We start from the raw sequence: 14,313 nt of genomic DNA, 5'->3' as shown, positions 1-14,313 counted from the left end.
GCCCCGCGACCCTGCCCCCGATCACGCCCTAGGCCCGCTCACGCGTCCGGTCTCGCCGTCCGGGTCGCCCCGACCGACGCCAGCACCACGCAGAACACCGCCACCCACTGCGCGGGGTGCAGCGCCTCGTGCAGCAGGACCAGCCCGGCCAGCGCCGCCACCGCGGGCTCCAGGCTCATCAGGATGCCGAACACGCGCGGCGGGATCTTGCGCAACGCCTCCAGCTCCAGCGAGTACGGGACCACCGACGACAGCAGCGCCACCGCCGCGCCCGCGATCAGCACCACCGGGTCGAGCAGCGCCGTGCCCGCCTCGGCCACGCCGAACGGCAGCACCACCACCGCGCCGAACGCCATCGCCAGCGCCAGCCCCTTGCCGTCGGACGTGCGGCTGCCCAGCGCCGCGGTCAGCAGGATGTACCCGGCCCAGCACACCGCCGCGCCCAGCGCGAACAGCACGCCCGGCAGCGCCAGACCGCCGTCCACCCGGGTCAGCAGCAGCACGCCGGCCGCCGCGAGCAGCGCCCACAGCCCGTCCAGCCAACGCCTCGACCCGACCACGGCCACCGCCAGCGGCCCCAGGAACTCGATCGTGACCGCCGCGCCGAGCGGGATGTGCTTGAGCGCCTGGTAGAAGGTCAGGTTCATCGTGCCGAGCACGACCCCGTAGCCGATGACCACCGCGTACGTCCGCCGGTCCAGCCGCAGCGACGGCCGCCACACCAGCAGCAGGAAGGCCGCGGCCAGCACCAGCCGCAGCGTGACCGTGCCCGTCGCGCCCGCGATCGTGAACAGCTGCTTGGCCACGGCCGCGCCGATCTGCACGCTGACCACGCCCAACAGCACCAGCGCCGGCGGCGGGATCGCGCCGAACGCCTTGGCGGCGAGCGTGAACGGCCCCGAGCGGGTGAACCTGCGTTCGGGGATGCCTTCTACGTGCACCGTGACCACCCCGACATCCTGCCCCAGCCCTCTCACCGAAGTCTCACCTGGACTGTGTGAGGCTCTGCACCGAACCCACAGGTCGACCAGCCCAACCAGCCCACCGGGAGACCAACGCCGTGGGAGAGAGCGAGGGGACCGCTGTGCCGCGTCGGCGTCACGCCATTTCGATGCTGGTGGCTCTGGGCGCGCTCGCCGCGTGCAGCGCGGGTCCGTCGACCCGACCGGTGATCGCCGTGCACGGTGACGGCGAGGAGCCGTCGGCGGTGACCGTCCCGTCCGGTCCCCGCGAGGTGCCGCCGCTGGAGACCTACGAGACGCCCGGTCTGGCGTGGTTGTCGTGCACCGACTCGACCAAGGCGCGGATGGGTGACACGGCGCCGGCCGGCACGTGGGACTACGAGTGCGCGCAGCTCACCGTGCGGCTGGACGTGCCGAGCCGTCCCGGTCGGGGCAACCTGGGCATGTCGCTGCTGCGCGTGGGCACCGGCGGCAGCCCGCTGGTCGTCGTCGGTGAGGCGGGTGGCGAGCCGGGGACGGTGAAGGCGGCCCGGCTGGCGGCGAGCCTGCCCGCGCAGGTGCTGAGCACGTTCACGCTGATCGGCGTGGACCGGCGGGGCACCGGCGAGTCGGACGCCGTGCAGTGCGTGCCGGACGAGGCGCGGGTGGGCATCGTGGAGGCCGACCCCGGTGCGGAGTCGCACGACGACCTGGCCGACGCCTACACGCTGGCCAGCCGCGAGTGCGTGCTCGACATGGAGAACCGGCTGCCCGCCGTCGACTCGTGGCGCGCGTCGGCGGACCTGGAGCAGCTGCGCGAGGCGATGGGCGTGCCGCACCTGAACGCGATCGGCTTCGGTGAGGGGTCGCGGGTGCTGTCGCTGTACGCGAGCCGGTTCCCGGACCGGATCGGGCGGATGGTGTTCGACGGTGCGCCCGACCCGACGCTGGACGTGCAGGCCGTGGCGCAGACCCGGGTGGTGGCGGCGGAGGAGGCGTTCGCCGCGTTCCAGAAGGACTGCGTGGTCCGCGGCTGCCCGCTGGGCGCCGGTGCCACCGACCGGTACAAGGCGCTGCTGAACTCGTTGCGGGCCAAGCCGTTGCGCGGTGGTGACTACGACCTCACGCCGGGGACCGCCACGGAGGCGGTGCTGCTCGGCCTGGCCGACCGGTCCCGGTGGCCCGCGCTGGCCGACGCGCTGGTGGCGGCGGAGGGCGGTGACGGCGCGAAGCTGAGCGCGTTCGTCGCGCCCCTGCTGGAGGGGAGGGAAGACGACCCGCCGCGCCTGGACGCCGGCCTCATCACCGACTGCAACGACACGACGACCCGGATCCCGCCCGAACGAGTGGCCGGGATGACCGAGGACTGGCGCACCAAGCATCCGCTGTTCGGCGCCTACCTCGCCCGCAAGCTGCTGGCCTGCGGTCCGTTCCCGGTGCCGCAGGCGGTGAAGCCGCCGAACCTCACGGGCGCCCCGCCGATGCTGGTCCTGACCACCGCCGCCGACCCGATCACCCCGCGCGAGGGCAGCGAACGCGCCGCCCAAGCCCTGCCGGCCGGCGTGGTCGTCGGCTGGGAGGGCGGCGGGCACGGTGCTCTCGGCCAGTCGGCGTGCGCGACGAAGGCGGCCGAGGAATTCCTGGTAAACGCGAAGGTCCCGGCCGGCGGCACCGTCTGCCCACCCTGACCCCATCCCCCTCCCCCGGCCCCCAACCGCCCCTCTGCCCCTCCGCCCTTGATCCCGGACGGCCCTCAAACCGCCGTCGTCTCGTCCGGCCACGAACTGGGCCGACCGATCGACCCCCGATCGTGTCAGCGCCGCGCCCACAACCCGGCCGCCGTGCGAGGCCAGTTCGGTGTGTGCTCCACCGGCCACCCGCCGGGCCAGCCGCCTGCAACTCGTCCCCATGCGCACGTGGACCTTGCGCACCGGCTTGGCGCAATCCGGCGGCGTGCAACCCGCCGCGTGCAACCGGCCCATGTCCGACGTGGGCGCGGGCGGGATGAGCGCGGGCGAGGTTAACGCGCGCGGGATGGTCGCGGGCCTCGTCGGCTGGCGCTGAGGCTGTCCGCAGCCCTGGCCACCGACGGCTCGCCGCTGCGGCCTGTCCGTCCGATCAGGCGTGCGTCGTGGAGCGTCCGTCGCGGGCCGGTGTGGTCGCGGCCGATCTTGGAGCCCGTGCGTTCGTGGGCCCGTGTGGTCGCGAGCCCGTGCGTTCGTGAGCCGACGTGGCCGCGGGGCCTGGCGGGGTGGGCCAGCGTCGTCGCGGGGCTTGGCGTGGCAGGCCGGTGTCGTCGCGGGCCAGGTGTGGTGGGCCGGTGTCGTCGCGGGCCCGTGTCGTGGAGTTCGGGTGGCGCTGGTCGTGGTGGTGGCGGCGGTGGGTCGTGGTGGCGGTAGGTGCTGGGCGGGATGGGGTGGGTGGGGTCGGATGGGTGGGTGGGCAGTTCGGGGTCGGCAGTTCGGGGTGGGGAGTTGGGGTTGGGGTTGGCTCCGTGGTTTCGGCGGTTCCGCTGGTTTTCAACCGAGGTACGAGAACGGTGTTTCCGTACATTTACGGGCCATGATCACCCGATCGTGTGGCGGCTGACCGGAGTGGGGTGTGAGTGGACCGTGGGGGCGCGGGGCCCACGGTCGCACGACGTTCCCCGGCGTGCGAGTCCGGTCAGCCCTGGGCCCCGGCTGCTGGGGCGGCCAGGGCCCAGGCGTTCGACTTTCACGGACGTCGGGTCGCGGCCCTAGCAGCTGGAGCAACACCCGCAGCCGGGTCCGGTGCAGCCGGTGCAGCAGCCGCAGCTGCCGAGTTGGGCCTGCTCCGCTGTCGTGATCTCAACCACCATCTTGTGCCTCCGCGGCGTGAAGGGACTTCGTGCGACCGAAGGTATTTCGACCCCACCGTCCGCCCCTACCGCCGGCCAGGGGAAGTACCCTCACCCGATCGCGGAACGCCAATCATCAAGAAGTTGCAATACGTGTTCTCGCCAGGTCAGCCGCCCAGCTCGTCCAACGCCCGCTGCGCCGCCTCCAGCTCCGCGCGCAACTGCTCCACCCGGGTCTGGTGGCGTTCCCTGGCCGCGCTGAGCACGCTCTCCACCGCCTCGTCGACCTCCTCCGGCAACAACTTGGCCGCCTGCGACACCGCCGACGCGGCCACCGGCGCGGCCTTCAACGTGCGCTTCGAACCCCACTGCACGTCGACCGTCCACTCGCCGTCCGCGGTCGAGGTGAGCGTCACCGTCACCTCGGCCGGCTTGGCCTGCTTGCGCGCGGCCGGTCTGCGGTCCGCGGCGGGAGCGGGCGCGGGGGCCGGTGCGGGCTTCGGCTTCGGTGGCGCGGGAGCGGGCGCCGGGGTGTAGATGTGCTCGACGGGCGCGGGAGCGGGAGGCTCCGGCGCGGCGGCGGGGGCGGGCACCCGCTTGCGCGGGGCCGGCTTCTCCACCGTCAGCTCGGCGGGCGAGAACGACAGCTCGTCCTTGTCCCCCGTCGGCCGCACCTGGATGAAATCGCCCTCCGCCGGTTCGGTGAACGCCACCACCTTCGCCGAACGCCCCGCCTCCACGCCCACCGCGGCGGAGGTGAACCAGACCGCGGGCGGGCGACCCGCGGCCAACTCCGCGCGCAGGTGGTCGATGTCCTGCGGGGACAACGAGCTCTGCTTCGCCTTCGCCATCGCCTACCTCCACCACTTCCACAAGATCCGTCGGGTGCAGCTTGCCCTACCGCACCGACAATTCCGCGAGCTGCCGGTCGTGAGCACGCGCGAGCACCCCCTGCGAGACCACCGACCCGACGAGCGCGAGGAGCATGTCCCAGTGCGTGTCCCACACATCCCCTTGCGTGCCAAGGAAGTCCGCCGCCGACTCGCCGCCGATCACCGCGCCCGCCCACTCGACGAACTCGTACGCCGCGCTGATCGCCAGGCAGGTCGCGGACACGAGGAAGAACGTCCACCCGCCGGGGCGCAGCGGCGTCCGCCGCAGCAGCACCTCCCGCACCAGCAGCGCCGGCACGAAGCCCTGCACGAAGTGGGCGAACCGGTCGTAGTGGTTGCGGTCGGTCCACGGCAGCTCGCCCAGCGGCACCTCGGCGTAGGTGTAGTGGCCGCCGAGGGCGAGCACCAGGGCGTGCCCGAAGATCAGCCAGTACGCGAGCGGGGTGAGCGGGAACCGGCGGCGCGTCCACGCCAGCAGGGGCAGCGCGAGCAGGATCGGCGCGACCTCCAGCAGCCACGTGCCGTAGCCCTTGGGCCGGATGGCCGACACCGCGACGGCCACCACGACGAGTGCCGCGAGGGTGAGCGGCAGGCGATCCCGGTTCTCCATCCGCGGATCCTGCCACTGCCGGCCGACCGCGCGCACCTGTCCGAAGTGGACGGGCGGCGGGGTGGTCCCCCGCCGCCCGCGCGGTCACCCGGGTCTAGATCGGGTAGCCGTTGGTGCCGCAGGTGCGACCCGCGTTGACGCAGTCCCGCACCCGCCGTTCGAGTTCCGGCTGGTCCCACGCGTTGATGAAGTCACCGTGGAAGGTGTACCCCGGCGCGTTGGTGACGTTGACCCCGTTCACCGTCCCGCCCAGCGACAGGCCGCCGCCGTTGACCGGGTAGGTGATCAGGAACTCCAGCCGCGGCAGGACCACGTTGTGCGTGGACGGGCACGACCCGTTCCAGAACACGATGTGGTCCTTGTGGTTGGCGCTGTCGAGGTCCCGGCCGTTCCAGCAGGTCGGGAAGTCGAGGTAGGTCTCCAGCTTGGTGCCCGACGGGCAGTTCATGAAGTCCCGGCTCGACGGCGACTGCGTGGTGCACGACCACCGCGCGGACGGGTTCTGGTCGGGGCTGGTCGCCTTGGCGTTGCCGACGACGTACCTGAGGTTCGGCGGGTACGGGACGGCGCGTTGCATGTCGTGGATGCCCTGGTAGTAGACGGTGACGCTCTCCGGCGCGACGGGCTGCCCGTTCTTGTAGAGGGTGGGCACCCAGTAGGCGGACAGGTCGACCGCCGGGTCGCACGTGGTGCCCGCCGCCTTGAGCGACGTGTACGTGGACGAGGCGTTGGTCGACCGGTTGCCGATGAACTCGTGCACGTGCGACACGCCGGTCTGGTCGGGGTAGAGGATGGGGTCGTTGCCGGCCCGGTGGCTCGCCCGGCAGTTGGCCCGGAACTCCGAAGCCGCCTGGATGCCGACCTGACCCGCGATGGCGGCGGCCTGGTCCGCGTCGGGTGCGGCCGGGTGGTTGTCGTGGCTGACGGCTCGGTCGTGCAGGGGGCCCGCGCCCGCCGGCTGGTAGGCGATCACCGACCCGATCAGGGCCAGTGCCAGCGCGACGGACGCGGCGCCGATGACACCTCTCATTCTCGCGTTCATCCGTGTCTCCTTCGGTGGAGCGGGGATGCGGCGGCAGGCTAGGAACCGAACGTGATCCAGTTGACGTTGACGAAGTCGGCGGGCTGACCGCTGGTGAAGGTGAGGTAGACGTCCTGCTTGCCGGTCAGGCCGGTGATGTTGGCGGGGACGGTGCGCCAGCTCTGCCAGCCGCCGGTGTTGGCGACGGCGAAGCTGCCGACCGGTGTGGCCGTGGGGCTGCCGATGCGGACCTCGACCAGGCCGCTGATCCCGCCCGCCGCGCCGCTGGCGACCCGGGCGGTGAACTGGCGCCCGGTGCGGGTGCCGAAGTCGACGCCCCGGAAGAGGGCCCAGTCGCCGTTGGCGATGGCGGCGAGGTTCTGGCCGCCGCCGGTGTCCGTGGTCGTCTCCTTGATCAGGCCGTTCTGCTGGTCGTAGGACTCGGCCTGGATCGTGCCGAAGGCGTCACGGCCGGTCGGCGGAGCGGTCGTCGTGGTCGTGCTCGTGGTTGTCGTGGTGGTGGACGTCGTGGTGGTGGTGGACGGCGTCGTCGACGTCGTGGGGTTCACGCCGCCCGAGCCGGAGTCCACGCCGCTGCCCGCCGGGCCGCGCCACGCGGTGGACGACGCCGGCACGGACAGCGTCTGCCCGTCGGAGAACGTCACCGTGGCCGTCGTCGTCCCCGGGTTGTAGGCGACGTAGGTGCGCGCGCCGTTCTTGCTCAGCACGGCGTGCGTCGGCACGTTCGCGGTCACGGAGGTGTCCGGCGTGCCGTAGGTGTTCAGCGACGTGATCCAGTGGTAGGCGTGGGCGCGGGAGTCACCGCTCTCCGGCTCCAGGCCCGAGCCGTACTGCGCCAGCGCCTGCGCCGGGTCGGCCAGGGCGAGGAACTGGGTGATGACGTCCTTCCACTCGACCTCGGTGCCGCCGTTGTTGGCCCGCAGCTCGGCGATGTTCTGCAGGATGTCGGCCTGGTAGTCGGCGTGGTAGAGCGAGCCGCCGGTGATCGGCAGCATGTTGATGCCGTGGATCTCCTCGGGGTTGGCGGTCCACCACGTGCTGTAGCTGGCGCCCGCGCCCCACACCATGCCGACGGTGTCGTGCCCGAAGTTCGACGGGAAGACCGCGTTGTCCTTGTCGAACCAGTACTGCGCGATCGTGCTCTCCTGCGTGGTGTGCAGGTAGATGCCCGCGTCACGCAGCGCGGTGTCGCCGGTGGCCTGGCCGAACAGCACGGCGGCGGTGGCGAACATCATCGCCTCGGACGACGACTCCTCGTTGTTCCCGTGCGCGAAAGCGGCGTGACCGGACGCCCAGCCGTGACCCGCGTAGGCGTCGAAGTTGCGCAGGAACGGGAAGCGGGTCTCGGCGCGGTCGTAGTTGTTGGCGTCCTTGACCAGCAGCTTGACCATGCCGCCGTACCGGGAGTCGGACGCCCACGTCGGGTCGTGCTGCGCCAGGATCGCCGCCGCCAGCACGTAGTAGCCGGCGTGGAAGTGGTGGTCGTTCAGCTCGGAGTCGGTGCCGTAGCCCGCCGGGTAGCCGGTCAGCGCGCCCCACGTGGAGTCGTAGGCGAAGAGGCGGCCGGTCTCGCCGCTGCCCGCGGTGAGCCAGTCGGTGAGCCGGTCGCGGACCAGGCCGAGCAGCCGGTCGCGGCCGTCGGTGTAGCCGATCTGGTTGGCGACGCGGGCGAGGGCCGCCAGGCGCCACAACGCCTTGCCGGTCCAGTAGGTGTCGACCGCGCCCTTCCACGGGTCGGCGGCGTTGAGCTCCTGGTCGATCTCGGTGCGCAAGCGGTTGCGGTCGGCTGCCGCGGACAGGGGTAGCGCGGGCAGGACGCCGTTGAAGGTGCTGCGCGTGGTGAACGACGAGCCCTCGCGCAGCCGCATCTCACCGCGCGGCGAGGTGTAGCGGTAGGCGGTGACGGTGTCGGAGGAGTTGAGCCACTGGTGCCGGTAGAGGGCCTGGAGGGTGCCGGTCTGGCTGCCCTGGCGTGCCGTCGTCGTCGCCGTGTAGGTGGACGTGAGCTGGGCGTTCGCGGAGTTGTAGCTCCAGTTCACCTTGGTGTCGGTGACGAAGGAGAACGCGTAGCGCTGGAACAGCGACAGCGCGTCGCGGCTCGGCAGCACGGCGACGGAGAAGAACGCGGCGGAGGAGGTCGCCTCGGCGGTGCCGACGACGTTCCAGGCGCTCGGGGAGAACAGCGCGTAGTCGCGGCCGTTGATGGTGACGCCGAGCGTGGTGCCGGTGTTGCTCCAGATCGTCGTGGAGCCGTTGAAGCCGACGCGCGCCGTGCCGCCGCTGGCCTCCGCGTACACGAACGGGGAGCCGTGGCCGATGGTGGTGCGCAGGGTACGCGTGCCGTCGGTCCACAGTGGAGAGACCGTCCAGTCGGACCAGCCGTCGACCTGGGTGCGCGGGGCGTTGAGGCCGGTGACGCCGACGAACAGGTCGTCGGTGTGCATGAACTCGTAGAACCGGCCGTCGGAGGTGACGTTCGGGCTGGTCGGGTAGCCGACGCCCAGGCCCTGCGCCGCCGCGTGGAAGGTCAGCGGGTGGGCGTACATGTTCTCCGAGTAGGGGTTGCCCGGGTAGCGCTGGAAGGCCAGTGACGACCACCAGTCGTTGGTCGGGACCGGGCGGCCGGCCATCCGGGCGGTGACCTTCGGCGTCAGGGGTGCGCCGGTGGAGTCGGACGGACCGACCGCGCCCTCGGGGCGGGTGGTCGCATAGCTCCCCGCGCCGACCGTGACGGCGCCGGCCGTCCCGGGCAGGGCGAGGGGGATGACGGCGGCCGCGGCCACAGCGACCAGGGCGGCCGCCAGGTGGGGGCGGATTGAACGCACAGGGACCTCCAGCAGGGACTCACAGCACTGTGAGAGCGCTCTCACGCATGCTGAACGGTAAACCGCTGGTGAGGGCGTGTCTACGGTTGCCGCTTCTGACCCTGTCAAGAAGCCCGCGCGAGGCGCCTGCCGCCTGACCTGCTCGCCTGCCCGGCTTACCTGCTCGGGCCGGCCTGCTTGCTCCGACTGCCCGGCTTATTCCGACTGCTCGGCCTGCTCGGCCTGCTCGTCGACGCGGAGGCGGTACTCGCAGCCGTACTCGACGGCGTACTCCAGGTCGTAGTGGTGCACGATCTTGGGCCCGCTGTGGAGGTGGACGTGCGTGACGGTCTGCTTCGGTTCCTCGGGCGGCTTGGAGTGCGAGTCGACCCGGCCGTCGAGCGGGCCACCGACGAACCGCACCACGTACGCCTGCGTCATCGGCCTGCCTCCCTCTCTTCGGCGTTGCCACCATGGTACGAGAGGACCAGTCGGATCGCGGCTGAACCGCTGTCGGAAACAGCCGGTTGGCGCAGGGTTCCGCAGGTGGGACGCGGTGAGGCGGCCGCCGACGACCCGGGTGGCCGCTCATCACCCCAGTGGAGCCGGCCCGGGTCCGTCAGTCGACCCGCGCGTCCTCCTCCACGTCGGCGAACTCCGCGTCGGTCCGCACCGCGCTGCCCTCGTCCAACCCCGCCGCGTCGAGGACGGCCCAGATGGCGTGGGCGACGGTGACGTAGTCGTGGGAGGAGACGTCGGCGGGCAGTACGACTTCAAGGCGTCGAGCGTTCATGCGGCCCACCATCCTCGCGCCCACCCGGACAGGCGAGACCCCCGTTCGGCGTCCGGGGACCGCCGGCCCAGCCGAGGAGGGCACTTTGCCCGTTTCCCGCACCTAACTCACTGTCCTGACCTGCGACTACACGGTGACGCCAAAACGCACCCCACTCCACCGAAACCGACTGCGTCGCGATAAATACCCGGTCAGGTGAAGCCCGCCGCTCTCAAGCCAAGCGGACAGCGCAGCACCACGACCGACCGATCCCGGTAGCCGCTTCCGCAGCTCTAGTTCCGCTTCCGCGACGGCTGGACGCGCGGTGGTTCGCCGGGCATTTTCGGGTAGTCCGGGGGATAGGGCATTTCGCCCCTCTCGTCGGACGCGTACCACTCCAGCAGGGTTTCCACGCCGAACGCCTCGTCGTCCAGGCCGGTGTGCGGGTCTCCGTGCTCCGCCAGGTACCCGGGCACGGTGAGCACGTCGAAGTCATCCGGGTCCACAGTGGACAGCCGTTCCCACGTCACCGGGGTCGACACGGTGGCGCGCGGGGTGCCTCGGACCGACCAGGCGGACGCGATGGTGCGGTCCCGGGCGGCCTGGTTGAAGTCCAGGAACACCTTCTCGCCGCGCTCCTCCTTCCACCACGACGTGGTCGCCTTGTCCGGCACCCGCCGCTCCACCTCGCGCGCCAGCGCGATCACGGCGTGCCGCACGTCCACGAAGTCCCACTCCGGCCGGATGCGCACGGCCACGTGGATGCCACGCCCGCCGGACGTCTTCGGGTACCCGGTGAACCCCAGCTCCTCCAGCACCTCCCGCAGCACCATCGCCACGTCCACCGCGTCCCGGAAGTCCGTGCCCGGCTGGGGATCGAGGTCCACGCGCAGCTCGTCCGGGCGGTCGGTGTCCGACCGCCGCACGGGCCACGGGTGGAAGTCGAACGTCCCCAGGTTCGCCGCCCACGCCAGCACCGCGGGTTCCGTCGGGCACACCTCGTCCGCGGGCCGACCGGACGGGAACTTGATGCGCGCCGTCTCCACCCACTCGGGAGCGCCCTTGGGGAGCCTCTTCTGGTAGAACGCCTCCCCCGTCACGCCGTCGACGTACCGCTTCAACGTGGTCGGCCGGTCCCGCAGCACGCGCAGCAGCGGTTCGGCGACGGCCAGGTAGTACTCGACCACCTGGAGCTTGGTGATCCCGCGCTCGGGGAAGTAGACCTTGCCCGGGTTCGACACCCGCACCACGCGCTCACCGACGGTCAGTTCCACAGCAGCCTGGGCCATACGGGTGAGCCTAACAACGGGCGGCCCACCCGACCCGGCAAAACAGTCGCCGCCGGTGTCCGACATGGGCGGGAAACCATTACGTGAATGGCCTACAAATGCGAGCCGTCCCGCGCACCATTCGGATATACGTCGCCGCGCCGGGGCAGGGCTCAGTCGTGCGCTCGCGCCGCCAGCCCGGTGACGAACGCCTCCAGGGCCAGCTCGAAGCTGTCGTGGTCGAGCTCCCGGGCCACGGACGGCAGCAGGTGGGCCTTGTCCAGGTTCGGGTACCGGTCCCGGTAGAAGGTCTGGTCCTCGGAGAACCCGCTGGAGAACGAGCTCAGCGCCGCGCCGAACACCAGGTACATCAGCGACGCGGCGATCATGGTCGCCTCGCGCCGCGACCAGCCCGCCGCCACCAGGCCGCCGTGCACGACGTCCAGCCGGCGCAGCGACGCCTCGCGGTGGGCCGGCCCGTACGCCAGGAACGGCACGATGTTGGGGTGCGCGGCCAGCGCCGCCCGGTAGGAGCGCGCGCAGCTGCGCAGGCCGTGCCGCCAGTCGCCGCCCTCGAACCCGGTGACGTCGACCTTCTCCAGGATCCCGGCCGCCACCTCGTGCAGCAGGTCGTCCTTCGTGCTCACGTGCCCGTACAGCGACGCGGCCTGAACGCCCAGCTCAGCGGCCAGTTTGCGCATCGACAGGCCGTCCAGGCCGTCACGGTCGATGATGTGCAGTGCGGCGGTCCGGATGCGCGAGGCACTCAGGATCGGGCTCCTCGGCATGTCCGCTCCCCTTGCCTGTGGTGGATTCCGCGCCTAGGTTAGATAACCTAACACCGTTCGGTTAGGAGGCCACCCCGGTGGATCTGCGCATCTCCGACGAACACCACCAGCTCAAGGAGCTGGCGCACCGGTTCACCGAGGAGCGGATCGTCCCCCACGCCGCGCGCTGGGACCGGGACGAGGCCATCGACCGGGACCTGGTGCCCGCGCTGGGCGAGGTGGGTTTCCTCGGTCTGGGCATCGACGAGGAGCTCGGCGGCTCCGGCGGCGACAACCTGGCGTACTGCCTGGTGCTGGAGGAGGTCGCCCGCGGCGACTCGGCCGTCCGCGGCATCATCTCCGTCTCCCTCGGCCTGGTCGCCAAGACCATCGCCAAGAACGGCACGGAGCAGCAGAAGCAGCGGTGGCTGCCGGGGCTGTGCGCGGGCCGCGAGCTGGGCTGCTTCGGCCTGACCGAGCCCGGCACCGGCTCCGACGCCGCGTCGCTGGCCACCAGGGCCGTCCGCGACGGCGACGACTGGCTGATCACCGGCAGCAAGGTGTTCATCACCAACGGGACGTGGGCCGACGTCGCCCTCATCTTCGCCCGGACGGGTGGTCCCGGTCCGCGGGGCATCACCGCGTTCCTCGTGCCGACCGACTCCCCCGGCTTCACCGCCACCGAGATCCACGGCAAGCTCGGGATGCGCGGCCAGGCCACCGCCGAGCTCACCCTCGACCGGGTCAGGGTGCCCGACGCGAACCGGCTCGGTGACGAGGGCGCGGGCTTCAGGCTCGCCATGGCCGCCCTGGACCGGGGCCGCATGTCCGTCGCCGCCGGGTGCGTCGGCGCCGCTCGCGGCGCGCTGGAGGCCAGCGTGCGGTACGCCAAGGAGCGCGAGCAGTTCGGCAAGCCCATCGCGGGGTTCCAGCTGGTCCAGGAGCTGCTGGCCGACATGGCCGTGGAGACCGACGCGGCCCGCCTGCTCACGTGGCGGTGCGCGGACCTGGCCGACCGCGGCGAGCCGTTCGGCACGGAGGCGTCCATGGCGAAGCTCTACGCCAGCGAGGCCGCCGTGCGGGTGGCCAACAACGCCATCCAGGTCTTCGGCGGGTACGGCTACATCGACGAGTACCCCGTCGGCAAGTACTTGCGGGACACCCGCGTCACGACCCTCTACGAGGGCACCAGCCAGATCCAGAAGTTGCTCATCGGCCGGGCGCTGACCGGCGTCAACGCGTTCGCGTAGAGGGTAGAGGGAGGACGGCATGGACTTCACGCTTGACGAGGAGCAGAAGGAGATCCGCGACTGGGTGCGGACCTTCGTGCGCAAGGAGGTGGCGCCGCTGGAGCCGGAGGTGCTGCGCCGTGAGCGCCTGGGGCAGCCCGGTCTGACCCGTGACGAGCTGAAGGAGCTCCAGGACAAGGCCAAGGCGGCGGGCTTCTTCGGCGTGCTCACGCCCCAGGAGTACGGCGGCATGGGCCTCGGCGCGCTGATGACGGCGCTGGTCGAGGCCGAGCTGGGCCGCACGTTCGTGCCGTTCCGGTTCGGCGGCTACGCGGACAACATCCTGTTCCACGGCAACGAGGAGCAGAAGCAGCGCTACCTGCTGCCCACGATCTCCGGTGAGCGCGTGTCGTGCTTCGCGATCACCGAGCCCGGCGCGGGTTCGGACGCCAAGGCCATCCGCACGTCCGCCCGCAAGGAGGGCGGCGAGTGGGTGATCAACGGCGAGAAGACGTTCATCACCCAGGGCAACGAAGCGGACTTCGTGATGGTGTTCGCGGTGACCGACAAGGAGAAGGGCGCGGACGGCGGCGTCACGTGCTTCCTGGTCGACCGGGACATGGGCTGGAAGTCCGAGCCGATCCCGACCATGGGCCAGTGGGGTCCGGCGGCGCTGGTGTTCGACAACGTGCGGGTGCCCGAGGAGAACGTGCTCGGCGAGGTCGGCAAGGGCTTCCACCTGGCGATGCAGTGGATCGGCCAGGGCCGCTACCTGCTGCCGGCGCGGGCCCTCGGCTCGTGCGAGCGCCTGGTGGAGATGGCCATCGAGCAGGCCAAGAACCGGGTCACGTTCGGCCAGCCGATCGCGGAGTACCAGGCCATCCAGTGGATGCTGGCCGACTCGGCGGTGGAGATCGAGGCGCTGCGCTGGCTCGTGCTGCACGCCGCGTGGCTGGTCGACCAGAAGGCCGACTCGCGGCAGGCGCAGAGCATGGCGAAGCTGTACGGCGGCATCAAGGCCAACGAGATCGTCGACCGGGTCCTGCAGATCCACGGCGGCATGGGCTACACCCGTGAGCTGCCGATCGAGCGCTGGTACCGGGAGCTGCGCCTGCTGCGCATCTACGAGGGCACGGACGAGATCCAGCGCCGCACCATCGCCCGCAACC

12 protein-coding genes and 1 pseudogene (1 of these 13 only partly in view) are annotated in these 14,313 nt (G+C 71.5%); 4 read left to right on the top strand and 9 right to left on the bottom strand.

Going from position 1 to position 14,313, the window contains the following annotated elements; genetic code table 11:
- Positions 1-38 precede the first annotated feature (38 nt).
- On the bottom strand, positions 39-926 hold the full coding sequence (locus AB0G02_RS16150; RefSeq protein ID WP_360794400.1) for an EamA family transporter: 888 nt from the start codon (positions 924-926) through the stop codon (positions 39-41).
- Positions 927-1,111: 185 nt separating this feature from the next.
- Here AB0G02_RS16150 and AB0G02_RS16145 point away from each other — a divergent pair, with 185 nt between their 5' ends.
- Positions 1,112-2,629: an alpha/beta fold hydrolase gene (locus AB0G02_RS16145; RefSeq protein ID WP_360794398.1), complete on the top strand. Its 1,518-nt coding sequence runs from the start codon at positions 1,112-1,114 to the stop codon at positions 2,627-2,629.
- Between the two features lie 220 nt (positions 2,630-2,849).
- Complete coding sequence (locus tag AB0G02_RS16140; RefSeq protein WP_360794396.1) at positions 2,850-3,005, top strand: hypothetical protein; 156 nt, start codon at positions 2,850-2,852, stop codon at positions 3,003-3,005.
- 921 nt (positions 3,006-3,926) lie between these two features.
- On the opposite strand, the gene AB0G02_RS16135 is transcribed toward AB0G02_RS16140, so the two are convergent.
- From AB0G02_RS16135 to AB0G02_RS16100, 8 genes are all read right to left on the bottom strand, one after another.
- Positions 3,927-4,610, bottom strand: a complete 684-nt coding sequence (locus tag AB0G02_RS16135) for a DUF6319 family protein (protein WP_360794394.1) — start codon at positions 4,608-4,610, stop codon at positions 3,927-3,929.
- Between the two features lie 46 nt (positions 4,611-4,656).
- The gene (locus AB0G02_RS16130; protein ID WP_360794392.1) at positions 4,657-5,262 is read right to left on the bottom strand and encodes a DUF2238 domain-containing protein; all 606 of its coding nucleotides are present in this window, start codon (positions 5,260-5,262) and stop codon (positions 4,657-4,659) included.
- 94 nt (positions 5,263-5,356) lie between these two features.
- Entirely contained in the window at positions 5,357-6,304 is a 948-nt protein-coding gene (locus tag AB0G02_RS16125) for a DUF1996 domain-containing protein (RefSeq protein WP_360794390.1), read from the bottom strand.
- Between the two features lie 38 nt (positions 6,305-6,342).
- Complete coding sequence (locus tag AB0G02_RS16120) at positions 6,343-9,129, bottom strand: glycosyl hydrolase (protein WP_360794388.1); 2,787 nt, start codon at positions 9,127-9,129, stop codon at positions 6,343-6,345.
- 195 nt (positions 9,130-9,324) lie between these two features.
- Entirely contained in the window at positions 9,325-9,549 is a 225-nt protein-coding gene (locus AB0G02_RS16115; RefSeq protein ID WP_360794386.1) for a hypothetical protein, read from the bottom strand.
- 178 nt (positions 9,550-9,727) lie between these two features.
- A complete protein-coding gene (locus AB0G02_RS16110) occupies positions 9,728-9,901 on the bottom strand; it encodes a hypothetical protein (RefSeq protein WP_360794384.1) in 174 nt (57 codons plus the stop codon).
- A 272-nt stretch (positions 9,902-10,173) separates the two neighbouring features.
- On the bottom strand, positions 10,174-11,169 hold the full coding sequence (gene ligD, locus AB0G02_RS16105; RefSeq protein ID WP_360794382.1) for a non-homologous end-joining DNA ligase: 996 nt from the start codon (positions 11,167-11,169) through the stop codon (positions 10,174-10,176).
- Between the two features lie 152 nt (positions 11,170-11,321).
- Positions 11,322-11,936: a TetR/AcrR family transcriptional regulator C-terminal domain-containing protein gene (locus AB0G02_RS16100; protein ID WP_360794380.1), complete on the bottom strand. Its 615-nt coding sequence runs from the start codon at positions 11,934-11,936 to the stop codon at positions 11,322-11,324.
- A 77-nt stretch (positions 11,937-12,013) separates the two neighbouring features.
- Here AB0G02_RS16100 and AB0G02_RS16095 point away from each other — a divergent pair, with 77 nt between their 5' ends.
- Positions 12,014-13,165 (top strand): acyl-CoA dehydrogenase family protein, encoded by a 1,152-nt coding sequence (locus AB0G02_RS16095; protein ID WP_360794378.1) that lies wholly within the window; start codon positions 12,014-12,016, stop codon positions 13,163-13,165.
- A gap of 19 nt (positions 13,166-13,184) precedes the next feature.
- Positions 13,185-14,313, top strand: a pseudogene (locus AB0G02_RS16090) (acyl-CoA dehydrogenase family protein); it runs 107 nt beyond the window's last position.

Source organism: Actinosynnema sp. NPDC023658 (genome assembly GCF_040639995.1).
Taxonomy (GTDB): domain Bacteria; phylum Actinomycetota; class Actinomycetes; order Mycobacteriales; family Pseudonocardiaceae; genus Actinosynnema.
Note: the sequence above shows the minus strand (reverse complement) of the source record. Positions and strands in the feature narration are given on the sequence as shown.